Genomic DNA, 24284 nt, shown 5'->3' on the forward strand with positions numbered 1-24284 from the left:
TTGCTCTAACCCTTTGAAAGTGCAGGGTTAATTTTCGTGTTTCTAAGTTCCATACTGAAAATCAAACTTTATAAGAATAGTCTTAAAATTAGGAAATGGTATTAAGAATTTCATGTTGCGATCTACTAAAATACACTAAAATAACTCTGTTAGGCTAAAAAATATAGGGGGTTGTTATGAGAAAATCTTTTAAAGTCAGTTATTTAGCGGCGTTATTTTTAATTTTCTCAGCTAGCGACGCCTTGGGCTGGACAAGATCGGTGGACTTTAATAATGGGGTTGTTGGTCAGTCTACTCAAAGAGGTGGTGATTTTGATGATGCTGGCGGTGGAACACTCTACTCAGACGAAGTGACACTGGATGGTTCGCTTTCTGCAAAAATGAGTATTGCCGAGGGCGCTGAGGGGTTTGGCAGTTGGGGGGGGATTCTAAACTTCCCGGGCAACCTTACTGCTGGAGACAAGGTTTGGGTACAATTCTATATTTACATACCTTCGAATTTTTATATCTATACCCCAGGTAATGGGTCCTTAAAATTTGTGCGGATAAGAACCAATACCTCATCGGGTGAAAATGGCGGGTATAATGATTTTCAGATTATCGATGATAATTCCGGAGTAGATGCAGTTTATCGGTATATTAAAGAAGGGGTCTGGGATATCGGGTGGCTTTATATAGCAAATGCAAATCAGAGGAATACATTGCTCCCCCGAGATAAGTGGTTGAAGCTTGAATTGGAATTTTCGTTTGGCACAGTGCCAGTTACCGAGGGTGGGAACTCATTTGTACGCCTTTGGTTAGACGACAAAATGGTGTGGAACGGAGAAAATGCTCAAACGCTCTCTAACAATAGTGATGTAGCCAATGCTTTGTATTTGTTCACTTATTGGAACGGCCGAGCGCCTAAGTCACAGAGTCTCTATGTAGATAATATAGTTATGACCTCTGACACGCCGCCTAATGTTGATAGCAATGGCTATCGGTTTATTGGCGGTGGTCTCACTGGTGGGGGAACCGGTCCGGGTAACGAACTCTCTCCTCCTGATAGCATCAGGGATCTGACGATTGAATAAGGAATGTTAATGTTTAGTGTCATTATTCCGGCATTGAATGAGGAAAAGGGAATTTCCAATACAATTTCTTCCATAAGATCTTCGCTACGCGAGTTCGACCATGAAATTATCGTTGTAGATAATGGATCTTCTGATCGCACGTTTGAAATTGCTAAGGAGTTATCGGATAAAGTCCTTATTGATAGGGACGCAAATATTGGAGAGTTAAGGAATATCGGTGCGAGAAATGCCCGTGGTGATGTACTGATTTTTAACGACGCCGATGTTCTATTCACCGAGGACTGGCGTACAGAAATAGTGCGTGTTATTGACTTGTTGGATAGAGAGAAAGTTGTCGTTGGAGGGTCACTGGATATATCGGACAAGTCCTCGAAGCTGTCAAACTCTTGGTTCAGGCCCTTACTGGACAATAAGTGGAAAAATACGCCCAATTATGTAGGAACAGGCCACATGATCCTAAAGCGGGATCTTTTTTTCTCTTCGGGTGGGTTTGATCCTTTGCTGGTTTCCGGGGAAGACAGTGACTTTTGCAGGAAAGCGAAAGGTGTGGGAGCAAAAATTCTGTTTATTAAGGAGCTGAGAACAATACACCTTGGTTATCCATCAAGCTTAAAAGAATTTTTCAACCGCGAATGCTGGCATGGAAAAGGTGATTTTCAAAGTCTGAAAATATTCTTGGACTCCAAGGTTGCTGTTTTTGCGACATCCATGTTGCTTTTCCACGGCCTCGCGTTATTGCTTTTGGTTATGGGCGAATCGGGTGGGGCACTTATAAGTGCGTTGTGCGCAGCGTCATTTCCGGCTGCCTATTCTATTCTTCGTTTCAGGGCTCCTCTGGGGCTGAAGGGGAGATTGGAAAACCTTTTGGTCTCGTACGTTTATTTGGTGGCTAGATCGTTGTCCTGGTTGTTCGTAAAGCCGGCAACTCAATAAGGCGCTGTGGCCATAGATGTGCCCCCTGGCCTTTTACTGGCATGCCACAGGGGGCGACAAAAAGTTAGGCGCTCTTCGTGGTTTTTCGGAGCCCAAGTATCAGCAACCCGGTCGCCATTAATATTGGGGTGGATGGTGTTGGTACAGGAGTCGGCTCTGCGCGCCAAAGCTTCGTTATTGTACCTTCAATGCCTTGCATGATCTGTTGATCGTTCACCCAAGCCAGGTCTATCCCAGTAGAAAAGCTGCCGCCACTAAAGTTGCTGACGGGCAAGTCATTGGCGCCTTGATCAAAGGGGGTGCTATTGAAGTTGAAAATAAGGCTTACTACGTCAGGCCCATACCCCCCGTGAGGCGCTTCATCCAGGTATTCAAAAGCACTATCGTTAAACAAAAGAGTGTGGAATTCTCCGCCGCCTCCTTGGTAATCCAAGCCTTCAGTGGAAAAACCCCAAGACAGCACTTGGCCAAGTCCTGAGCCGCCAGCCCCGTCCCTCCAGGCGTCTGGATCTAAAGTAATGTAGCCGGTCATTTTTGTATGCCCGCTTGCAATCACGGTACCGTCAGAACGAACCAACGGTAAGTCGGGGGCATAATTTTCACCGCTGACTAAGATGTTTCTGGTTTCCCCTTCAAAAAAATAGTTTATTGGAGTAGCGGAACTTTCTGCTCCAGCAACTGCTAGAAGAATACAAAGTGTTACCCTGACCATTCTTGTGTCCTTTTAAGTTGGCATATTGTGATACGCACTATTTATGCCAAGTTAAATTAATCAAGGGGTTATAGGTGGATCCTGTCTTATTGTGTATCGAAGCCTGACATTCCCGACTAGTTCGTACCACTGAATAGGCATTTAGCTAACGCTAGAAGGGGTAGGGTGCCGCCCCAACCCTGCTTTTTCAGCATATTGTTTGGGCGGCATTCAGGTGTGTAGCCAAGGCAGGATCTTTTACTCTAACGGGATTAAGACGAACTACTGGACGTAAGTTTAGTAGGGGGGGTTGGTGCGTTTTTGTGTGTTGCAATAAACATAAAGTCGGTTTGAGCCGGGATTGAATTGTCGTGCCAAGACGAAACAGTAAAACTGTTGGGATCAACATGTTGTACGACTACCCGAACTTGAGGGCTCATTGAGGTGGCCACCACCTGCATCTCCAATCCGGGGTTGGAAAGGTTCAAATTGTGGGTAATAACATATATTTCGGTCTGCTGCTGCTTAAAGACTGTCCAGCCAGGCAGGCCCTCAACCGGCACGGGGCTATCAAACCCTTCGTTAGCTTGAATAGCAGCTGAGTACAATGTCATGGAACTCATCTCAAATATCCTTTTTGAAAAAAAGTAACAGGGCAGCCTGAGCTGTGTGCAGTCGTAATAGTTAGCACGTAAGAGTCAAGTCTCTACCCTTCGACGGAGGTTGGTTTCGACCCTTTTATAGAGCGATGAATAAAAAGGTCTCACTCAATATAGTAGAAAATCGCATTTTTGCTAGACCTGAAGCGCCTTTCCCTTAAGCGTTTTTAGGCAACAGTGGGGTGCGTATTCTATTCAGCGCCTACCGAATGGAACTTGTTCAATTAATTGGATCGACGTTTCTTAAGAATGCTTTGAAGGTGACCCTTTGCTTCCAGTATTTCAGCTTTATGGAATAGTAGAAATATAACAATAATCGAACTAAGCGCTGACAACACGATTTTAATTGACGCCGCTATTATAATTCCCTCTTGATACTGGATATTGTAATCGATGGCTGCAAATGTAGAAAATACTAGGCAGGAAAGTAGAAGGGGTCTCTGACCTATCCTTAGTGGGTAAAATTTATTGGCGGCGTGGAGCGCGTATATATACTGGGCAATATATCCGATAGCTAATGCTAGCGATGCCCCTATAAAACCATACTCAGGAATTAGGAAAAGGTAGAAGATAGTTATAAAGAAGGCTGTAAAAAGGTTGTTTTTGGTTAGTTCAAATGTTCGATTTGTATGCATAAAGCTAAAATTATTGAAAATAACCAAGCACTGGAAAATTCCGGCGAGAATGAGAAAAGGGACAGCGTTAATGGCAGTATGGAAGGCCGGGGCAGACATTAACTGAATGACCAAAGGGGAAAATGAACTAACAAAAATCCCCGAAATCAGAAGAAGTGCCGTAATCATTCTGAATGCCAATGAATAAGCAGGATATGGATTCTCCGATTTCGCAATAGCAAAGCGTTCGGTTTGCCAATACTGCGAAAAAGGATTCCAGATTAAAAGGCTAACAATAGCCCCAAACTTGGCTGCAAGCTCGAAAAGGCCTACGTCGTCAAGTGAGGAAAATACCCTGATGAAGTATCTATTGGATGAGCCAATGTAAAGCCCTATTAATCCCGAAACCCATAGTGGCCAACTAAATCTCAGTATCTTTACTGATATGTCGGACTTAATAGAGAACCCAGTGTGAGATAAGGTGTATATAGTTAAGGCTATGGCTACGATTAGTGAGGAAGTCAGGCTGCTTAGGGCTAAACCCATGAGCCCCCAGTCCATTATCACTATTGTGATAACGTTAAGGCTAAGCTGAAGGACCAGTTTAGCCATGCTGAAGTTAAAAAACGTCCAAGGTCTCTTTATGATTCTAAGATAAGTAAGACTGTATTGCTCTAAGGCATGAGTGAGTATGAGTCCCGAGAATATAATGATGTAGATGTCATATTGAAGGTCTCCAAATACCAGGCCTGAAATCGGTGTGGAAAACCCGGCCATGATTAGGCAAGCAACCCCTGAGAATAGGCTCGTTACCAAAAATGCCGTTGTGATTACGGAATTCTTGTCTTTCTGATTACTTTCTTCATGATAGAACTTGGGTACAGCTTGGAACATATGTCCACCCAAGATTATTTCAAAAAGACTTACAACGAATATAAGGAGACCAATTACCCCATAATCCGCTGGCGTAAGATAACGGGTATATATAGGTAGCATTAAAAAGCCAACAAGCTGCCGAGAAATGTTGCCGACGGCATAGATTGTTGAGTGTTTAACCATTTGCTTTGTTTGAGTCAAAGCGTGTTTCTCACCTGATGATCAAGGGAAGTAAAGACTTGTAGAATGCCGTTTGCTTGCGAAATTCGGGAATAGTGTTCTATCACGCGTTCCCGACCTTTTTTTCCCATCGTATTCATGAGTTCTGGGTTGTCGAGAAGCGCCTTGAGTTCCATAGCAGCGGTATTGTAATCGCTGATTGGGAATTTAATGCCAGTCTCTGGTGTCACGGCCTCATTCAGCCCGGAAAGGTTTGATACCAGAAGAGGGAGCTCCGTGGCAGCCATCTCAAGGGATGACATTGGAAACGAGTCCCACTCGACAGATGCGATCATACCAATCGCGCAGCTCTTTAAAATATCGCTTACGTCTGGGCGATATCCTCCAAAGGTAATGTGCTCATTAACCTCGGGGCATTGTAAGTATTCTGAGAACAGTTCCTTCTCTCCGGGACGGTTTCCCAGAATCAAGAAGTGAACATCTTTGTAGGCCAAGTCTTGGGTTAGGGTTTTGGCTGCTTGTAATATGACATGAACTCCCTTCCGCCTTTCCATATGCCCTGAAAAAACGACAATTTTTCGATTTTCCGGAATGTTGAAGCATTGATGGGCATAGTATTGCTTGCTTATATCCGGCGCATATCTGGAGGTGTCAATGCCAGTCTTTACAATAGATGTTTTGGTGGCTGGGATCCCTCTGCCATTAATGGCGGTATCACGCATTCCGTTTGATTGGAAAATATAGTGGTCCGGGCCATGGCGCCTCGATGAAACCTCAAGTTTTTTCAGGAATAGCTTAATTCCAGTATTGATAGAGCTCATTGGAGCTCCCCAGTACGAAACAAATGTCTTAACTCCACCTTTTCTGAATGCCTGGTACATAGGCCGGGAAACAGGCTGGTCGAATCCTAGAAGGTATTTGATGTTATGTTGCTTCACGTAGTTTTTGATTGCGCGAAGCTGGTCGGGACGAGACCACTTGGTGTCGAGGTGAATGACATTGGTTAGCTCTTCTGGGAGCGATGGGGTCATACCGCCGTCCAGATTTGAATAGGCATAATGAATGTTATTGATGTCGCCAACAAGGTTCTGTGCGACGTTTAAAAAAGTGTGTTCGTGACTCGAGGCAGCGTACCCGGGGTTGGATTCGCAATGAAAAAGAACCATCATCCCTTTCACGGTTTTCCAACCTCCGTCATCGCACCTGCTGGGCCGGGCTGCGTGTCCGGCGTGAGCCCTGCGATCAATAGGTAGGGGTGCTCACTGGCGCGCTTCGCTTCGTTTTGAATCATACGTGCAGCTGCCTCAAATGCGTCCCTTGAATCGAGTGCCTTCGAAACCAAGTCGTTCAGTTCGTCCTCAACGTTCTCAATGGACGTCACCAAAGGTTCTAACCCCAACGCTTCAAATGAGCCCCTGAGTTTTGCCTGGGTGTACTCGTCCACATAGATGCCAACTGCGGGGATGCCAATGGACAGGGCAAAAATCAGTTGGTGGTAACGCATGGATACTACGAATTGGCTATCTGCCGTTAATGCCTTAAGTTCAGATGCCAACGGGATAGGATTGACTTCGAAAAAGGCTTTTTCCTGCCAAAGGCATTTGATCTTCTGCGCTAACTCAATGTCGCCTTTCAAACCGGCGGGTGCGTGGTGAGGAATAAAGACAGTGTTTAAATCTCGTTGCCGGACCGTCTTTTCAATCGCGGAGGCTACTCTCAGGACATCATCATCATCCATGCCGCCAAACTTCCGCATGGATACGCAGGCAAATGGGGCGTTGTCCTTGGATATTTTTTGGGTATAGGGGCTATGTTTCTTTTCAAGAAAGCAGGCATCGTCGAGAGCGAAATGCACCGGAGCGCTGATTTGAGTATGCGAAAAATTTATGTCCCTCACGCCGATCCACTTTGCACTTCCAAGAAGCTGGTCAACGCTTTTACGGTGCGCATCCTGGTATGGCCCTATGGTTTGGCTGACGAGATAAACCTCCTTGCCGAAGAAGTTCGCCATCTTTATCAGTCTCAAGCGGGCTTCAAGAACCCCGGGCCATACGCTGGTCATGTTTCCACCACCGCAGATTAATACCTTGTCGCAGCGTAATACCTGATACAGGTTGGTTGCGATGGATTTGAAGTACGATAGGGGCTTGGTCCATAAAAGTTTTCGGAAGGCTTCATCCGGGACATGGTAGAACGAAAAGGCGCGAATGCCGTAAGTTTCGGGAACTTGTGAAGGATTTGCGCAGCCGAGGATGAGGTTTTCTTTTCCGACTAACTTTCCGAGCCGTTCGATGGCAACTTCCGCCATGGCCTCGTCGCCCACGTGATAGTCCGGCCCAAGCCCTGTTATGTCAGAAAGCATCAGAATCTTTGGCATTTTATTACGTACCCTGTAATGCATAAGCTATTTATCAATCCATGTTGCTTATTGAGCCTGAAGCCAACCGAGAAACCGTCGGCATCAGGCTGCGCTAATCGCTATTGGTGTGCAGTCACGCTTCTGTGTCTATTGTATAACTCCACATACTTCTTTGTATTTGCACCTACACCAAAAAAATTGTTCACGTGCGTCAATCCTGCCGCTACTTTTGAACGCAGCAGGCTGTCGTCTTCCAGAAGAGGTGCAAGTTTGGAGGCATAGGTTTGCGGTGACTGGGCGTCGACTAGCCAGCCATTAGCTCCATTTCCAAGGACTTCAGGAATGCCGCCGACACAATGCGCAACGACGGGTGTTTCCAGTGCTAACGCCTCCAGAAGTGTCATCGGCAGCCCTTCATGATCCGACGTCATAAGCAAGACGTCGAGCTCACGGATTTCCTGAAAAGCGGGATTGACGAAGCCTTTGAACGATATTAGATCCCCAATGTCCAGGTCTTGAACGAGTTGCTTTAGCTCAGCTTCCAACGGTCCGGACCCAATGATAACGCCGAGACAACAAATACCCTGACGGTTTAATTCAGCGATCGTCTTGATGAAGATGTCTATGCGTTTCACCGGCATTAGTCTCCCAACGATCCCAAGGACTTTGGTGGCTGAAGGCACTGGTTCGATTTCCATCGCTGCGTGTGATCTTCGAAGCGCATCAATGTCGATGAAATTAAAGATTTTATGGACCTTGCCGGGGAATAGAGGAGTCAGGCTTTCATAGAGCTGGGTAGATACGGCAATAATAGCTTGTTGCCGATACCGGCTGAGGACAATGTCAAGCTTGTGGGTTAGGCGCTTGGTGAGCGACTTGGCCTGTGTTTCGGGATTACCGTGTATCGTCCGAACAGAGGAAGGCACTCGCGCGAGCTCTTTGCCTGCGATCCCTAGGACGTTCTCTTTGAATCCATGGGTGTGAACTACCTGGGTTTTATAGTCGAGGCAATGGCGCCTGATTCGGCCGATAATCTGGAAACCGTTTAGGCGAGTTTCGTCGGCTATTTCGACGTGAATGCCAAGGGCCTGAAGTTTTTGGCTAAGTATGCCTTCGTTGAAAACGACAGCCGTCGTTACAATGCCGTTGGTCTCAGCTAATGCTTTACACAGGGTGTACACTTGAGCTTCCGCCCCTGCCCAGATGTCCCCGGAGACGATGTGTGTAACGACCAGAGGGCTTGCCTGGTTGGTCATAGTCATAGGATCGAACGCCCTATGGTTGAAAGGAGTCGCAGACGAGATGCGCTATTGCCATCGTGCAGGTTAAAACGATGTAAGTCGTAGGAGTCCTGTTTTGACGTATTCCAGCCCAGTTTGGTTGTGCATGCAGCCTGAAAATGTGCCTTTACCAAGCTCTGGCCTCGATCAGTAATATCACCGTTCGGGTAACAGAAGACAGGAATCTGCCCGTAATTCAGCACCTGAAGGTCTTCCATGCAGCCTGCTATTTCCTGTTGAAGCGCGAGGTCGTCATCAAGACGGTTTAACCGGAAATGATGACGGGTATGCCCTCCGTATTTTACCAATCCGTCAGACGCCATTTCGTTAACTTCATCAGTGTTTAGTATGGCGCGGCCGCTTTTTTTGCCGCCGTGGTCTGTGTAAATAGGGGGAAGGTCATTGAGGTGAGAAAGGATGGTCTGGTCATCCAGTGACTTTAACTTGCCAATGACTTCGTCGGCTTCTTCGAGGCTCAGGGGCACACTGGGTTGATTGTGAGGCAGGAATGGCTTTAGCCATTCAAACTCCTTTGCAGCGTGGGGGATGGCCTGGGTTGTAACCAGTTTCAGGACCTGTTCAGGCCAGAAAGTTTTTTCTGTGTCGACCAACTTTGTGACGAGGAAAATAGTTGCTGGAACGTTCTTTTCGAGAAGGATAGGGTAGGCATATTGGTAATTGTCTCTCCAGCCGTCGTCAAATGTGACGGCATAGGACAATCTTGGCAGAGGCAGGCCTTCCTTTCGTTTGTTTAGCCATTCATTGAGGTGAATTGGCTCCGCCCCTATGGCGCTCATGGCGTCCACATGTTTTGCCAGAACCTCTGGTGCAGTGACCATCCCAGGCTGCTCATACTCGCGGTCAGGGTGATGCTTGGGTAATGTCCTGTGGTAGGTCAAGATAATAAGGGTGGGCTGGCGTTGGAGCTTTAGCTTCATCCAGCCGATGGCGGCTAACACCGCTATAGCAAAAGATTTCAAACCAGATCTCAATATCACCAAGACTACGCCTCCTTGATTGCCGCCAGTGGTTTTGGCCCTATCGTCCCTGTATAGTCTGGGGTTAAGATTCTGCCAGCAGGTGGCGGTTTTGTCATTATTTCTGGTCCGCAGGGAAGGGGCGCAATGGTTGTAATTACATTCTGGCTGGCACTATTGGGCGCGGTGTTCAGTTACTTTATCTATCCGATTGTATTGATGTTGATACCTAAACGGCAGGTAAAGGATTTTGGTCAAGAAACGCCTGATAGCCCACCCCCCAAAATTTCCCTTATTGTCACTGCATATAATGAAGAAAGCCGCATTCGGGAGAAGATAAAAAACTGTCTGGAGATTGACTACCCTGACTTAGAGATCCTGATTGCGTCAGACTGCTCTAGTGACCAGACGGATGAGATTGTAGGGGAGTTTCGCGGGAAAAATGTCGTGTTGGCGCGTGCCACCGAGCGAAAGGGCAAGGAGAATGCTCAGCTTCAGGCGATTGGTAAGTCCACTGGCGACATAGTGGTGTTTTCAGATGTCGCGACGACAATACCTGCCGACGCTCTTCGCAAGCTTGTGCGTTATTTTGATGACCCGGATGTCGGTGCTGTTTCAAGCGAGGACCGTTTCGTCAGCAGGGATGGTGGCATAGTTGGCGAAGGCGCTTATGTACGTTACGAAATGTGGTTGAGAAGGCTTGAGTCTTCGAGGGCCGGTATTGTTGGTTTAAGCGGTTCTTTTTTTGCCGCTCGACGCGATGTCTGCGAAGTAGACTGGGACATTTATTCCCCAAGTGACTTCAATACGGCCCTGAACTGCGCCCGTAAAGGCGTCGTAGCAGTTACAGCCCCGGATGTTGTTGGCATCTATACAGACGTCAGTGACCCACAAAAAGAGTATCAGCGTAAAATTCGAACGGTCATTCGGGGGTGGACTGCGCTCAGCCGGCACCTTGAGGTGTTGAATCCATCTAAGTTTGGTTTGTTTGCTTTTCAGGTATTCGGCCACAAGCTCATGAGATGGGCGGTTCCGTGGTTCCTCGTTTTATTGTTCATTACATCAATTGCCCTGGCAGGCAAGGGCGCTTTCTATACCTTGGCCCTGCTTGGACAAGCAGCATTTTATGGGTTGGTACTTGCGGGGCATTTCTCTCCAGACCTGAGAGCGCAGGCACTTATAAAAATCCCTTATTTCTTCGTTCAGGTGAATATTGCGATAGCGCATGCAACGGTTTTCTTTCTTACCGGAAGACGTATGACTGTCTGGACGCCGTCAAAGCGTTAACGGGCGTTCGGGGGTAGTACGATGTGGGGAAAGGTAAGGCCGGTTGGAAGTCGAGTGCCCAAGCCGGGGCATAAGCCGCAGGTTGAGCCACCGTATATATGGGGCTCATTCTACCAGGCTGAATTTACGTCCTCGGGTACCGATGCGCTAGCAATCGCTGTGGCAGTCGCACTGAACCGAAAGAAAGTCCAGTCACGCCCAGAAGTTATTCTCCCTGCCTACGGTTGTCCTGACATAGTATCGGCGGTGGTTTCTCAGGGCGTAAAACCGGTATTGGTTGATTTGATGCCAGATACTCCTTTCATGGATCTGGAGAAGGTCCGTGAAGCAATTGGCCCATCAACGATCGCAATTATAGCCGTTGGTTTTCTGGGTATTCCAGAGCGCCTGGAGCTACTGGCTTCGGTTTGCAGGGAGCACGACCTTTTCCTCATTGAGGATTCGGCGCAGTGCTTTCCACCTGCGAGCGTCAATAGTGGCGTTGCCGACGCTGTTATATTGAGTTTTGGCCGCGGAAAGCCCATTAACCTTATGGGAGGGGGCGCGCTACTGATCAGGAGTGAGGCTATTGCGACATGCAGTGCAGTATTGGATCACTTCCCTTTGCTGCGAACTGAGATTGGATTGAAATGGCGCCTGAAAAGGCTGATATTTAATGCCTTGATGCGCCGAATACCCTATCTATTGTTGGAACGGTTGCCCTTTCTGCGATTAGGTGAAACCAGGTACCGGCCGCTCGACGGGGCCTCTCGCAATGACATTCCCGCGAGACTGGTATTGTCGGGCATTCGTAGTTTTGAAAATCGTCCGGTGCAACACCCGATCTATGATTCCTGCCTGGATACCTTGGATACTAAAGGGTGGATACGACTGGGGCTAACCAACAAAAAACTTGGTGGTCTCGATGAGCGTTTACCACGCCTTCGATACGCGATTCTTGCTCCCAGTACTGAGTTACGAGACAGGGCAGAATTAGAACTTAATGCTCACGGGATATCTGCGAATAGTTTTTATCGAAACAGCCTTCCTGACGTCCCAGGGGTAGAGGCGCTGCTTATACAGAAAAAGGAATATCCCGTCGCAGATAGCTTTGCCTCCAGGTTATTGACTCTGCCTTGTCATGAAGATGTGCGCGAGGCTGATATCAAGCTTATTGCCGCTGTACTGGATGGGCTGAGTACACGGGAGCCCCCACAAGCCTGCGCACATCATCGATAGGGTGGCTTACTCAACGGTTCGGGTCACAGGAGCCGAGTATTCCCCTGTCAAACCGTTTGAGTCAGTGGCTCTGATCTGGAATTGCCATTCACCCTGTTGCAAGTCTCTGACAATATAGCGGCTAGTATCACCTGATTCGATGACTTCGGTTGTTGCGGAGGACGATGCAGCGCTAACTTTTATTGCATCCGCAATAACATATCCATCGGCATTATTGTCAATTTTTACAGTTAGTTGGCCACCGGATGATTCGAATGAGCCAAGCAGCTGCCATGTACTTCCGTTGTCTCTTTGATCAACCACTGAGGATGTTGTCACCTGCTTGCCATTTGCATCAGTGTACGTGAATTGATAAGTGGCGTTGGACGCCCTTCTGGCAGAGGCTACCCAGTACCCGTAGAGCTCATACTGTACGCCTGGGGACAGGTTGTACACTTGCCATTCAGCGGTTGTCTCGCCTGAGCCCGGATCCATAATAAAGTAGCTGCTGCCGTAATAGCCTTTGTAACTTGAAGACGTTCTACCGCCCCCATAGCTAATAAAGTCGGTGCTATCGTTATCAACAATTTGCTCCTCTCCAGCCATGGCCATCTGGTAAGAAAGCTCATAGTAAGCAATATCACTCGTTGATAGAGAGGTACCATCGGCCCTTTGGTTCGGAGGCGTCCACGTCAACAAGACGTAATTCCCGGCGGGAATGCTATTGCTGTCATTGGGGTCTGAGCCAGCCTTGTACTCATCGAAATTGGATATGCCATCACCATCCGAGTCGGCCGCGGCATCGTTGACCGAAGGGTCTAGGCCGTAGTTCACTTCAAACCCATCGGGAATTCCGTCGCCATCGCTATCCGCCACGGATGGATCTGTCAGGACGAGTAAGATTTCATCTTTATTGGAGAGCCCGTCACCGTCCATGTCCATTGAGGCATCTGAGGGGTCGTTGGGATCAAGGCCATACTGGAGTTCCAGGGCGTCGGAAATACCGTCTCCATCGCTGTCCTGGTCGCCAGGTTGAATTGTTTCAGCACCGGCCTCCCTGAATAACACTGCGTCTGCAACAACCCAGCCATCGGCATCGTTGCTGACCGTTACTCGCCCTGTCAGAGTAGACATGCGGTAAGTTCCCAGTTTGACCCAGGTGCCGCCATTCTCACGCTGGCTTACAGTTACAGTGTCTGTCGTCAGGTTGTTATTTGCATCCAGGTGGTAGATCACAAACTTTACGTTCGACCCTCTTTGCGACGTTGAGGTCCATTTCGCGAACACGTCAAAGGTACGAATAATGTTGAGGTTCCAGGTAGCCACGTTGCTGCCTGTTCCGGGATCAGATATCAGGTAATCGCTCCCCTGATAACCAGGAATGGAGGTTGAAATTGACCAGTTTCCATCACTGTAGAAACCAACGTTGTCCCGGTCAATGACGTGCTCTGAAGCACTGCCGGCGGAGCTTGGTGGCAGGTCTTCCACATCTATGGGGGTTCTGGTTGCGCAGCCAGCCACGAGTGTACCGGCGACGGAGAGCAGTAGCACCGTGTTGGGCTTGACCATAACAGCGTCCTCTGCATAAACAGTTTCGGAGAGAGCGGTATGCTCTATTGACCTTGTTTAATCATGGCATACAGTCGCTAGATTCAAAGGTTGAAAATAGTTTTTGTAATTATATAAAAGCCTTTTTTATTCAATGTTTGGCGGCGGCTAAACTGCGTTAGTAGCGACTACTTTGATTGGAATACATCAGGTTTAAAACTCTTATGTTGGGGCTGCCTACCCCCAAAACCTTGCCGTAGGGGTTCATAGCAGGCCAGAAGCCCCTGCTTGACCCAGCCCGGGACGAACGCCAGGTGAGGGAACTTCGAATCAAACAAGTTCGTACGCCGTAGATGTTCGGCCACTGGCGCAATGAATGAGAGACTCAAAGTAACCGACACCTGAGAGCCCTGAGTGTCGGTACAATGCGGGCTTGTTGACGGCATATAGATACCGTCGCCAGGCTTGAGGTCCAGCATCAGCGCTTTTTTCTCGAAGGCGGGGGAATATATTAAGGAAGGAGGGGTTGCGTCACCTTTGAAGAACTCCTTAAGAGCCTGTTTTGGGACCAGTTCAGGGTCATTAGGGCTAAAGGCGAGAAAGTGCTTGTTACCGCATAGTTGCAATAAGATGTTGCTGCCATAGTCGAGGTGATATGGGGTTGATGCTGTGCCTCTGCTAATAAAGATTGAGCCAGTGCAAAGCCTTATATTTCCGAAATACGGTGGAAGGTTTTCTTTGAGGAACGATGCCATTTCCCGGAACAGGGGTATAAGAATAGGGTTATGCTCAATTTCGTGGAGCACGATCCACATATCCTCTTCGGTTTTTTCAAATAGTTCCAATACCTTGTGCCTGGATATGTTCTGTGTGCTAAACCGTTCCTGCCTTTGCTGGCTGGCCGTTTTGGCTTTTAGGCATTCGCGGGGGGTTGTGGTTAGTAATTCATGCAGGCCCGACTCAGAACATAAACCCAAGCCATGGAAATCATGAACCAATGGGGCGGGCTCTTTCCCCAATAGTTCTCCCAAGGGAGAGGTGTTCTTATTGAAACGGATCATAACTACGACCTGTTTAATGAGACTCTCGTAACCCGAATGGGTGCAATCCGGTGAGGTCCTCTCTTTGAACGCTTCCCTCTTATTGAATACTAGTCGTTCCTGCTATGGGCGAATGCACGGTATTGGAAGGGTTGGGCATGAGTAAGGTTGGCTCATAACGGCGGGTAATATGGCCCCGATTACCCTAAATATCAGGCAATAGGCCAGTCGAAGAAATTTGCTCAGTCTCAGATAGACTTTGGTCTGAAGCGGCGGCGAACTGGTTCTTCGATATAACGGTAGGTCAGGGCGGATATTCCGATCGTCAGGATGGTCATTGCAACGATGGAATACATCTGAGCGCTCAAAGGCATTGTTTCATGGAAGGGTGTACCAATAAGAACGGGGCCAGCATCCCTGACCATGTCGACGAACAGCCAGTGAACGAGATAGATGGAGTACGAGATCTTGCCCAGGTAGACGAGTAGCGGGTGATTCAGGATATGACCTTGGCTCGACGGTAGGCGGGAGGCGCAGAGTACAAGCCAAACGAACCCGGCGACAGAAGGGACGCCTGGCCCAGGGAATGCCAGAATGAGCAGGTTGAGGAACAAGACCGGTGTCAGTAATTCGGCATTGGCGAGGCTTTTCAGACGGCCTTCCTTGTAGCAGCGAAAAGCGAGTATCCCCAGGGTGGCTTCGCAGAAACACCTGATCAGCATGGGCCAGCCCGCATAGTAGAGCCCCAGGTCCCCAAAATACCACTCAATCGCAATCAGAGGCAGCAATGCTGATATGGCGAGCAGGGCTAACTTCGACTCTCCAAGGCGGAGCACCTTACCAATTGTGAAAGGGATGACAAAATAGGTGATCCATTCTGCGCTAATGGACCACGCTGGCTCGTTCCAGTAGGACTGCCAGTGGAATGTCTGTAGGAGAAATACGTTGGTGATTAGGGTTTCAATGCTCTGTTTGTTGGTGAAGGGCGCATCAAGCGCATGAATGCCGGGAGCTCCTGAAACGGAGAGCACCCACTGCATGGTTTCATAGCCGACGAAGATCAGGACCATGAATATGTGCAGTGGGTAGACACGAACAAATCGTGCTTGCATGAAGTGCCAGTAGTGCTTTCGGGAGACGGAGCTTTGGAACGTGGTGTGGTAGACGTATGCCAGAACAAACCCGCTAAGTACAAAGAACAAGTCGACCCACAGGTAAGACTTCTGAATCAGTCGGGAGGGGACAAACTGGGCGACTTCAAGCATAGCAACGAACATAAAGTGATGGAACATCACGAAAAGGGCGGCGATGCCACGTAGCGATGTGAGTGCCTTTAACTCGGTTTGAGCGGATTGTCCCATTGAACTTTTTACCTGTGCCCAGTGTTCAGGCGGTTTGTTGCAGTTTATGAACCCAGGCCGCAATGGCATCGACAACCACAGCCTGGTCTTCGGGCTCTGAAAGGATATGAGTCGCCAATGGGCGGTGGATGACGGTCAGGTTTTCGCCAAAGGGAACCGAGCGAAAGCAGTCGCGAAACTGGTTCAAGTAGCTGTAATGCTCGTTACCGAGGAAGACGTAAAGCATGTGAAGGCCACGCTCGTTGAGCTTTTTAAGCCCTTGTTCAACGTCAGCCTTAGGCGGGTAGCTTGAAAAGTCGGGGACCTCAAAAAAGCGTTCTTCAATACCGGATACTTCAACGCCTTTCTTTACTTTTTTCAACCCTAGCTTGCGCAAGATTAAACTGTACCAGCGGGCAGGCGAAAGCAGCCTGGGGGCGTAATAATGAAAGTAACTCTTCCACGTCAGGTAGCAGTAGCCATCCAGTTGGACGGTACCAAGCACACGTTGATCACTTAGCGCCGTTCTATAGGCGGCAAACGCGCCGGAACATAGACCGTACAGGATAAAACGGTCATATTTCTTCCATTTGCCCAGGTAATCCATGACTTCCTGAACCTCATCAACAGCAGCCTGGTTTGCGGTTAGCGTTCCTCGGCGGGCCTCGCTATCGCCAATCCCGGAAAAGTCAAAACGAAACGTTGGTATCCCGGCTTTTTCCGTCAATGCCCGCGCGAGCGTGACCGACAAACGACAGGACCCCACACGGTGAATTACCCCGGAGTTCAATAGGATAACGGCCGTTCTCGGCTCAGTAATCTGGTCTGTGCTGGGCTCACTCAAAATGCCCACAAGTGGTTGATCTTCACCAACCGTAACGACCCTTTCACGCATGAGCTTCCTTCTCCTAATGCGCTGGCTGACTAAAGTAGTGTTCGATGGCATCAATGACGGGTTTTGGCCAAAGGATACCCCCAACGTGATCGACATAGTTCCAGTCGTGGGGGGCGGGAGCCAATGTCGCATGAAAGCCGGGCTGGCCTGCGAGTTGTTGCTGGAGCTGGCTGAACCCATCGGTTTCGTGGGATGTGATTTGCGCGATGGGCACCCTGATCTCCGTCACGATGTCCTGAAGAGTGGCGCCGTTCAGCGAGTCTTGAAATTTGGGTGGCATACAGAACCCGTTGAAGTGGAGGGTCCCATCCGGGCTGGTCAGGCGGGACCGGCTGCCTCGGGCCTGGGCTTCGACGATGGACGATCGGATGCCATCCACGTAGACAGCACCGTCAAGAACAGGATCCCACATCACCAGACGGGATACCTTAGGGTTACCCGTGGCGGCCCTGGCGGCTAACAGTGCACCCAAACGCAGGCCTACCAAGGCTGCCTTGGGGGCCGCTGTCATATCCAGGGCCTCCTGAATGGCGTGCCGTATGTCATCGACCCATTGGTCGGCGGATATGTTGGTGAGGTCACCGGCGGAATCACCGCTTCCCCGGTAATCAAACCGGATCACTGAATAGCCAAGATCCGCCAGGCTAATGGCTAGCCGGCGAATTGACTTGTGTGCCCGCAGGTATTCCTGGCCAAACGGGTTGCAGAGGACGACCGCTTCATTACGGTTGGTTCCTCGCCGTGGGTGGAACACTCCGAAAAGATAACTTTCCGACGGTCCGAAATAAAACGCTTCCAAGAGTTTCTCCCAATAACACTAAAGCCTGATATTCGGGCATATCAGGCACCGCTTTCTACCAGTAATCGTGCGCTGCAAGCCAATCAGGACGAGCCGAAAATCCGTTTGATCATTCCAATGCCACCTTTTCTGGCTTTGTTCTTTGACTCTAGATCAGAAACGTCGACTTGCGAGGTTTGTTTCTGCTCAATGAGTTTGGCCAGTTGCTCCAGGGTATTCACCCATAGGTCCTGTGGCATCAGTTTGGCGCCAAATGCCTTTTCGATATCGACAAGCAGTTTCAAGGCGAGTAACGAGTGGCCGCCTACGTCTAGGAACTGATCTTCCAACTGAATCTGCTGGCGTTTCAGCAGTGCCTGCCAGATTGAGATTAAGTGCGCTTCAGTCTCGTTGGGCTCACGATGGGAGGCTCGCACAGGGCTAGGCGCGTTGTCGGTTGCAGCCAGCAGCTTCCTGTTGACCTTGCCTGAGGGTAAGAGTGGCAACTGGTCGTGCACCGTGAAATGCTGGGGCATCATGTAATCGGGTAGGTATTTGCGTAAATGCCGGCGAAGTTCGCTGCTGGTTGGGTGCTCGTCTCCCGCGTAGGTAATGTGGGCGGACAGGCGGTGGTCATCCGCACCGTATTCCTGAACAACAACCGCCGCATCGGCTATACCGGTGTGCTTGCGAAGGTTGATTTCGATTTCTTCCAACTCAATTCGGTAGCCCCGGACTTTGACCTGATTATCAATGCGATCACCAAACTCAATCTGTCCGTCCAGTGTCCAGCGTGCCACATCACCCGTACGATACAGGCGCTTGCCGTCAGGAAATGTGACGAACCGGTCAGCTGTTTGAGCCGGGTTTGCCCGGTACCCCTCAGCCAGACCTGCACCACCAATCCAAAGCTCTCCGTAGACGCCCAAAGGCAAAGGGTTTCGGTTATCGTCAAGGATATGAAGCTGGGTGTTTGCCAAGGGGCGCCCGATAAGGATTCTGGGCGGCTGACCTTGCGCGGCGGCGGTGACCCGGAAACAGCTGGTCCAGACCGTTGCCTCCGTCGGGCCGTACATGTTCCAGAGTTCAACACCGTTGGCGATCAGGCTTTCTGCCAGGTCTGTCGGGAGTTTTTCTCCGCCAATCAATCCTTTCAATGGCGCTGGGGCGGTAAAGCCCGCGTTCAGAAGCAGCCGCCAGGTCGCCGGCGTTGCCTGTAGGGTTGAAACCTGGTGCTGTTCAATAAGCTTGATCAACTGTTGTGGATCACTGCTTTGCTCATTGGACGCAATAATGATCGAGGCACCGGTGCTCAAAGGCAGGAACAGTTCCAACAGGGAAATATCGAACGCCAGTGTGGTCACGGCCAGCAGGCGATCATTCGCAGTGAATCCCGGTTCGAGCGAAACAGCCTTGAGGAAGTTATGCAGTGCTCCATGGCTGATTTCGACCCCTTTGGGGGTGCCAGTCGAGCCAGAGGTAAAGATAACGTAGGCCAATTGATCAGCGGTCAGGTTGGTGTCCACTGCCGCCTGGCTTTCGCCGGCGATGGACGGGGCATCCGTATCCAGGAGCACAATCGGGCCGTCGTGGGCGTCCTGAGCCGCTGAAAAGTGGGCTTGGGTGACCAGCAAACTCACTTGAGCAACGCTGAGAATGGCCTTGATCCGGTCTTCTGGATAGGCGGGGTCGAGGGGGACGTAAGCTGCGCCCAGCTTCCACAGCGCGATCACTGTTGCTGGCAGGTCCACCGTACGTTCCAACAGCAGTGCAACGATGTCCCCGCCTTTAACGCCTTTCGCAGCGAACGCTCGCGCCAATTGATTGGAACGAGCATCCAACTGCTGGTAGGTGCAGGCTTGGGCCTGGTCGTGGCAGGCGGTTTTGTCTGGCAACGACTGGACCTGCTGCTCAAACTCAGACAAGAAGCCCTGCCGGAAAGGCCATTCACGGGTGGTATCATTCCAGCGGGAGATTTTCTCGAACTCTTCCGGGCTGGCGGATACAAGGTGATCCAACGCCACTTCATCCTTTTGCTCAGTCAGCGTTTGCACGCTGTTCTTGAAGCTATTCACAAAGCCTTCTACCGTCGAACGTTCAAACAGCTCAATCGGGTATTCAAAACCGACCTCCATGCCGTTAAGTTGACGTTTGAACCAAACATCCAGGTCTGTTTCGACGCCAACCCGGTCCAGATTTATCTGCGATCGCTGAATGCCATTCATCTGATCCATACGGTTACGGACGTCCTGGTAATTGAACAGGGTCTGTGCAATCGGATTGCGGGAGGCATCCCGTGGCGGGTTCACGGTTCGTACCAGCAGGTCGAACGGCACATCCTGATGGTCAATGGCCGCAAGAATGGTTGTCTTGACGTGTTGAACGAGGTCGTCAAATGACTGCCCCTGGTTCACGTGGAACCGGCACACCAGCACGTTGATCAAAGGCCCCATCAAGCCCTGCAGTTCCTCTTGGTGTCGGGCGTAGACCGGTACGTTGACGATCAGGTCGGATTGTCGGCTAAAGCGGTGGAGCATGAGTACGTACAGTGCCATCAATACCATGAACAGTGTGGTCTGGTGACGTACGGCCAACGCCTCCAGGGCGTCTACCTCAGCTTGATCGATGCGGAATTTGACACCCTCTGCACGGTGGGGCTGGGTGTGTGGCCGCTCAAAATCGGTTGGCAGGTTTAGGACCGGGAGTTCGCCTGACAACTGGGCTTTCCAGTAGGCCAGGTGCTCTTCGACAACCTCACTCTGGAGCCAACCGTGTTGCCACAGGGCAAAGTCGTGGAATTGAACAGGTAAGGGGGGGAGGGGATTGCCAAGTCCAAGGCTGTATGCATTGTAAAGAGCACACAGTTCTTTCAGGAGAAGGTCAAAGGACCAGCCGTCGAAGATCAAGTGGTGGATCATCAGGAACAGGGCATGGTCCTGTTCATTTACCCTGATCAGGTTTGCCTTGAATAGAGGCTCGGAGGCGATGTCAAAAGTTTTGGCTACCTCATCCTGAAGCGCCTGCTCCAATGTCTCAATGTCGCTGGCACCGTAGTCTGAAAGAGCTTGCAGGGGAAGCGATATTGAGCGCGTTTTATCGGTGTGGATCTCCACTTCACCTTCAGGGTTGGTAAAGTTAGACCGTAAAATCTCATGGCGCTGGAGGATGGTATTGAGAGCCTGTTCCAGAGCTTGGGTATCCAGCTCACCATGCAAACGAAAGATAGCGGGTAGATTGAACGCATTGGCGTCCGGGTCGATTTGCTCCTGTAGATACCAAACCTGTTGTTGGTGCGTGGCATAAACTGTGGCGTCTTGTGGCCTTTTCTCTATCTGCTGCTGTTCCTGACCGGCTTTGAGCGCCTGGTCCAGTAACTGCGCCATAGCGCGTACCGTCGGCACCTCAAACAGCCTCCCGAGCCCAAGCGCAACCCCGTATTTACTCTTGATCTGGGCCAGCATCTGGGTGCCCAGAAGGGAGTGCCCACCGAGGTCAAAAAAGTTGGCGTCGACACTCAACTTATGCACGCCAAGGACATCACTCCACAGAGCGCACAGCTCAGACTCCAAGGTAGTTTCAGGTGGGCTGTAGTCGGACTCAGCAATACTTTCGATATCCGGCTGAGGCAACGCCTTGCGGTCGGTCTTTCCGCTGGACGTCAGAGGCAGTGTGGCCAGCTGGAGGAAGTGCTGGGGCACCATGTATTCGGGGAGGTTCCTGGCGATGTGGTCTTTTAACGCAGGGAGCCAATCGGTCATTTCTGACTGAGCAACGAGATAGGCAACCAGCCGCTGATCGTTTTTGCGGTCTTCACGAGCGAGCACCGAACATTGGGTAATCCCCGGGTAGCGGAGGATCACCGACTCAATTTCTCCCAGTTCGATACGAAGTCCCCTGAGCTTCACCTGGAAATCGTTCCGGCCGATGTACTCAAGAACGCCATCTGGCCGCATCTTGACCAGGTCACCAGTGTGGTAGACCTTGAAGGAGGTACTGGAAAAGGGGTCTTCAACAAAACGCTCCCGGTTTAGCTCAGCCCGGTTGACGTAGCCTCTAGCCACCTGAACGCCGGCGATGAGGAGTTCACCCACCAGCCCGGGGCCGAGGAGCTGCATTTGACCGTTAACGACGTAAAGCCGGGTGTTGGGCAGTGCTGTACCAATGGGCACGGTGTACTCGGACGTTTCCTGGCCGCATAACCAGAGGCAGGCATGGACGGCAGCTTCCGTAGGGCCATAGAGATTCCAGCAGTCTGCTTGAGGGAAGGTTTGCTGGAACCGTGCTTCCAATTCAGTGCTGACCGCCTCGCCGGTAAGGACAAAACGACGAAGGCTGGGGCAGTTGGACTGATTGCAATCATCCAGGAACAGGAAGGCAAGCGACGGCACAAAGTGGATATGGGTGATGTGGTGCTCGTTAATAAGGCTGAGCAGGTAGCCGGGATCCTTGTGGCCACCCGGGCGGGCGATCACCAGGGGGCATCCACACATCAGCGGTAGGAACAGTTCACAGAGCGACACGTCGAACGTATAGGGTGTCTTCAACATGACTGAGTCATGTTCGTCGAGCGGCAACGCCTCCCGCATCCACAGCATGTGATTGCAGATTGATTGGTGTTCAATCATCACCCCTTTGGGGTTCCCGGTAGACCCAGAGGTGTAGATGACATATGCCAACTGGGTCGGAGAGCAAGGGACATTCGGCCGGAGTTCACTTACTTTGCCGAGGTCGAGAGCCGGGGCGTCCAGGGCGATGGCTTCGATATCCGATGGTACCCGGTCCCGCAACGTCGTTTGGGTCAGGACAAAGTTCGCATCGACTTCATCGATAATAAAGGCGAGCCGATCATGGGGGTGATCCGGGTCCAGGGGCAGATAGGCACCACCGGCTTTGAGGATGCCGTTGATCGCGACGAGCATTTCCAGCGAGCGATCCATCAGGATCGGAACAATGCTATTGGCTTCTACGCCTCGGTCAATCAACCAGTGCGCCAGCCGGTTCGCCTGACGATCCAGTTCCCGATAGCTTAGGCTGCTGCCCTCGAAGACCAATGCCGTACGATCGGGGAATTGATCCACCGTGGCTTCTACCAGGCCGTGGAGGCTGGCATTGCCGAGATCATAGGGGCGTTCGACCTTAGCCCACTGGGCCTGGTAAAGCGCAAGGTCGGCCTCACGGATAAGGTCGTGTTCGGTTAGCCTGGCGGAAGGATTGGCGAGGACCTTCTGAAGAAGGCAGACCCATTCGTCGATCCTGCGATCAATGGTTTCTGTATTCCACAGCTCAAGATTATGGGTGCACTCTATAACCGCAGCCTGCCCGGATAACGTAATGTTGAGGTTGAGGTCGAAATTTTCATAGGCTCTGGGATTGGACTCAAAGACGGCTTGCAGTCCTTCGAACTGAAAGTCCGACTCATTGGCCTGGTCAACGTTGAATAACACCGACACCAGGGGTGGCTTTGACGGATCGCGGGTTACGCCCAGTGTCTGAAGCAGGGTGCCGTAAGTCAGGTATTGGTGCTCGAAGGCTTCCAGCATGCTTTGCTGGGTTTTCTCAAGCAGTACGGCGAAAGAGTCGTCCTGGGATACCGAAATATAGAGCGGGAGGATGTTGACGCAATGGCCGACCAGGCTGTGTTCCTCTTTGGCCATCTGCCCGGCAAAGGGAATGCCTAACACGATATCCTCACACCCCGAAATGCGATGGAGGTAGGCTGCAAAGGCAGCCATCAAGGTGGTTGTAATGGTGCTGTTGTTTTTGGCCGCCAGTGATTTGAGGTCGTTCACCAGTGCCATCGGCAGAGGCTTATCCAGTCGGTAGGCACCAAAGCTTCGGACCAGGGGCCTCGGGCGATCGTAGGGCAGGTCCAGGCTTGGAATGCCACCGGCAAAGCGTTGGGTCCAGTAACTAATGCTCTGGTCACGGAGATCTTGGATTTCTTCGCTACGTTCCCAATCCGCGTAGTCACTGAATTTTGGCGCAGTTTCAAGGGTGCGGGGATCCGCTGTATTTCCGGCTGTCGAATAGAGCGTGCCCAGTTCGCTGGCAAGGATGTAGAGCGACCAGCCGTCACAGATGGAGTGGTGCAGGGTGAGCAGGACCCGGGTATCCGCGTCGTTACATCGGATGACATCAAAACGGGCTAGCGGGCCGTCGAACAGGTCAAAAGGTTCGGTGACCGCCTCACGTGCCAGGTCTGCGATCTGGTTATCGCGGGTCGTCTGTGGCAGTGCCGACAGGTCGTGGGAGTAGATGGGGGCGGGGCGGTTCTTGTAGATAACCATCTCCTCACCATCATTGCTGAAACAGCCTCGCACCGAGTCGTGACGGGCCCACAGGGCCTTCAGGGAACCTACCAGGGATTTCTCGTCAACCGGACCAGAAAGGCGGACAAAAACCGACTCGTTAAACGAGGCACTGGCGCCGTCTCCAAATTGGGCAGCAAGCCAGACTTCGCGTTGGGATTCGGTGGTAACGATCGTGCCTTCCAGTTCACCAAACTTGAAAGGGTCGTGACCGTCAACGAACTTCAAGACAGCCGTATTCATAATTGG

Annotated in this window: 17 protein-coding genes; 4 read left to right on the forward strand and 13 right to left on the reverse strand. The window is 50.7% G+C overall.

Annotated elements, in window-relative coordinates; genetic code table 11:
• Window positions 1-176: 176 nt before the first annotated feature.
• The gene (locus BMZ67_RS14000; RefSeq protein WP_092023728.1) at window positions 177-1073 is read left to right on the forward strand and encodes a hypothetical protein; all 897 of its coding nucleotides are present in this window, start codon (window positions 177-179) and stop codon (window positions 1071-1073) included.
• A gap of 9 nt (window positions 1074-1082) precedes the next feature.
• Complete coding sequence (locus tag BMZ67_RS14005) at window positions 1083-2006, forward strand: glycosyltransferase (protein ID WP_175481927.1); 924 nt, start codon at window positions 1083-1085, stop codon at window positions 2004-2006.
• Window positions 2007-2070: 64 nt separating this feature from the next.
• On the opposite strand, the gene BMZ67_RS14010 is transcribed toward BMZ67_RS14005, so the two are convergent.
• The 7 genes from BMZ67_RS14010 to BMZ67_RS14040 form a co-directional block, all read right to left on the reverse strand.
• Window positions 2071-2718: a hypothetical protein gene (locus tag BMZ67_RS14010; protein ID WP_092023732.1), complete on the reverse strand. Its 648-nt coding sequence runs from the start codon at window positions 2716-2718 to the stop codon at window positions 2071-2073.
• A gap of 251 nt (window positions 2719-2969) precedes the next feature.
• On the reverse strand, window positions 2970-3320 hold the full coding sequence (locus BMZ67_RS14015) for a hypothetical protein (RefSeq protein ID WP_092023735.1): 351 nt from the start codon (window positions 3318-3320) through the stop codon (window positions 2970-2972).
• 260 nt (window positions 3321-3580) lie between these two features.
• Window positions 3581-5029, reverse strand: a complete 1449-nt coding sequence (locus tag BMZ67_RS14020) for a lipopolysaccharide biosynthesis protein (protein WP_092023737.1) — start codon at window positions 5027-5029, stop codon at window positions 3581-3583.
• Between the two features lie 14 nt (window positions 5030-5043).
• Window positions 5044-6195: a glycosyltransferase family 4 protein gene (locus BMZ67_RS14025; protein WP_245750004.1), complete on the reverse strand. Its 1152-nt coding sequence runs from the start codon at window positions 6193-6195 to the stop codon at window positions 5044-5046.
• Window positions 6196-6200: 5 nt separating this feature from the next.
• A complete protein-coding gene (locus tag BMZ67_RS14030) occupies window positions 6201-7403 on the reverse strand; it encodes a polysaccharide pyruvyl transferase family protein (protein ID WP_175481928.1) in 1203 nt (400 codons plus the stop codon).
• 101 nt (window positions 7404-7504) lie between these two features.
• A complete protein-coding gene (locus tag BMZ67_RS14035) occupies window positions 7505-8647 on the reverse strand; it encodes a glycosyltransferase (RefSeq protein ID WP_092023743.1) in 1143 nt (380 codons plus the stop codon).
• The gene (locus tag BMZ67_RS14040) at window positions 8644-9663 is read right to left on the reverse strand and encodes a polysaccharide deacetylase family protein (RefSeq protein ID WP_245750005.1); all 1020 of its coding nucleotides are present in this window, start codon (window positions 9661-9663) and stop codon (window positions 8644-8646) included. The genes BMZ67_RS14035 and BMZ67_RS14040 overlap by 4 nt, the downstream gene beginning before the upstream one ends.
• 126 nt (window positions 9664-9789) lie before the next feature.
• On the opposite strand from BMZ67_RS14040, the gene BMZ67_RS14045 reads away from it, so the two are divergent.
• Window positions 9790-10929, forward strand: a complete 1140-nt coding sequence (locus BMZ67_RS14045; protein ID WP_092023745.1) for a glycosyltransferase family 2 protein — start codon at window positions 9790-9792, stop codon at window positions 10927-10929.
• A gap of 21 nt (window positions 10930-10950) precedes the next feature.
• A complete protein-coding gene (locus BMZ67_RS14050; RefSeq protein WP_092023747.1) occupies window positions 10951-12147 on the forward strand; it encodes a DegT/DnrJ/EryC1/StrS family aminotransferase in 1197 nt (398 codons plus the stop codon).
• A 6-nt stretch (window positions 12148-12153) separates the two neighbouring features.
• Here the strand turns inward: BMZ67_RS14050 and BMZ67_RS14055 are convergent, their stop codons facing one another.
• From BMZ67_RS14055 to BMZ67_RS14080, 6 genes are all read right to left on the reverse strand, one after another.
• Window positions 12154-13695: a golvesin C-terminal-like domain-containing protein gene (locus BMZ67_RS14055; protein ID WP_092023749.1), complete on the reverse strand. Its 1542-nt coding sequence runs from the start codon at window positions 13693-13695 to the stop codon at window positions 12154-12156.
• 167 nt (window positions 13696-13862) lie between these two features.
• The gene (locus tag BMZ67_RS14060; RefSeq protein ID WP_092023751.1) at window positions 13863-14735 is read right to left on the reverse strand and encodes a cupin-like domain-containing protein; all 873 of its coding nucleotides are present in this window, start codon (window positions 14733-14735) and stop codon (window positions 13863-13865) included.
• Between the two features lie 227 nt (window positions 14736-14962).
• Complete coding sequence (locus BMZ67_RS14065; RefSeq protein WP_175481930.1) at window positions 14963-16075, reverse strand: acyltransferase family protein; 1113 nt, start codon at window positions 16073-16075, stop codon at window positions 14963-14965.
• Between the two features lie 25 nt (window positions 16076-16100).
• On the reverse strand, window positions 16101-17045 hold the full coding sequence (locus BMZ67_RS14070) for a serine aminopeptidase domain-containing protein (protein ID WP_175481931.1): 945 nt from the start codon (window positions 17043-17045) through the stop codon (window positions 16101-16103).
• Window positions 16963-17748 carry an alpha/beta fold hydrolase gene (locus BMZ67_RS14075; RefSeq protein ID WP_092023757.1) on the reverse strand — a complete coding sequence of 262 codons (786 nt, stop codon included), beginning with the start codon at window positions 17746-17748 and terminating at the stop codon, window positions 16963-16965. The genes BMZ67_RS14070 and BMZ67_RS14075 overlap by 83 nt, the downstream gene beginning before the upstream one ends.
• An 83-nt stretch (window positions 17749-17831) precedes the next feature.
• Window positions 17832-24278, reverse strand: coding sequence for a non-ribosomal peptide synthetase (locus tag BMZ67_RS14080; protein ID WP_092023759.1), 6447 nt, complete (start codon window positions 24276-24278; stop codon window positions 17832-17834).
• Window positions 24279-24284 lie beyond the last annotated feature (6 nt).

The organism is Marinobacter zhejiangensis (assembly GCF_900114775.1).
Taxonomy (GTDB): Bacteria; Pseudomonadota; Gammaproteobacteria; order Pseudomonadales; family Oleiphilaceae; genus Marinobacter; species Marinobacter zhejiangensis.

Excerpts from the sequence above, each read along its gene's own strand:
- BMZ67_RS14010 (WP_092023732.1), bottom strand. The coding sequence starts at position 2,718 with ATGGTCAGGGTAACACTTTGTATTCTTCTAGCAGTTGCTGGAGCAGAA.
- BMZ67_RS14055 (WP_092023749.1), bottom strand. The coding sequence starts at position 13,695 with ATGGTCAAGCCCAACACGGTGCTACTGCTCTCCGTCGCCGGTACACTC.
- BMZ67_RS14080 (WP_092023759.1), bottom strand. The coding sequence starts at position 24,278 with ATGAATACGGCTGTCTTGAAGTTCGTTGACGGTCACGACCCTTTCAAG.
- BMZ67_RS14050 (WP_092023747.1), top strand. The coding sequence starts at position 10,951 with ATGTGGGGAAAGGTAAGGCCGGTTGGAAGTCGAGTGCCCAAGCCGGGG.
- BMZ67_RS14000 (WP_092023728.1), top strand. The coding sequence starts at position 177 with ATGAGAAAATCTTTTAAAGTCAGTTATTTAGCGGCGTTATTTTTAATT.
- BMZ67_RS14015 (WP_092023735.1), bottom strand. The coding sequence starts at position 3,320 with ATGAGTTCCATGACATTGTACTCAGCTGCTATTCAAGCTAACGAAGGG.
- BMZ67_RS14045 (WP_092023745.1), top strand. The coding sequence starts at position 9,790 with ATGGTTGTAATTACATTCTGGCTGGCACTATTGGGCGCGGTGTTCAGT.
- BMZ67_RS14025 (WP_245750004.1), bottom strand. The coding sequence starts at position 6,195 with ATGATGGTTCTTTTTCATTGCGAATCCAACCCCGGGTACGCTGCCTCG.
- BMZ67_RS14035 (WP_092023743.1), bottom strand. The coding sequence starts at position 8,647 with ATGACTATGACCAACCAGGCAAGCCCTCTGGTCGTTACACACATCGTC.
- BMZ67_RS14070 (WP_175481931.1), bottom strand. The coding sequence starts at position 17,045 with ATGTCGATCACGTTGGGGGTATCCTTTGGCCAAAACCCGTCATTGATG.
- BMZ67_RS14065 (WP_175481930.1), bottom strand. The coding sequence starts at position 16,075 with ATGGGACAATCCGCTCAAACCGAGTTAAAGGCACTCACATCGCTACGT.
- BMZ67_RS14060 (WP_092023751.1), bottom strand. The coding sequence starts at position 14,735 with ATGATCCGTTTCAATAAGAACACCTCTCCCTTGGGAGAACTATTGGGG.
- BMZ67_RS14020 (WP_092023737.1), bottom strand. The coding sequence starts at position 5,029 with ATGGTTAAACACTCAACAATCTATGCCGTCGGCAACATTTCTCGGCAG.
- BMZ67_RS14030 (WP_175481928.1), bottom strand. The coding sequence starts at position 7,403 with ATGCCAAAGATTCTGATGCTTTCTGACATAACAGGGCTTGGGCCGGAC.
- BMZ67_RS14005 (WP_175481927.1), top strand. The coding sequence starts at position 1,083 with ATGTTTAGTGTCATTATTCCGGCATTGAATGAGGAAAAGGGAATTTCC.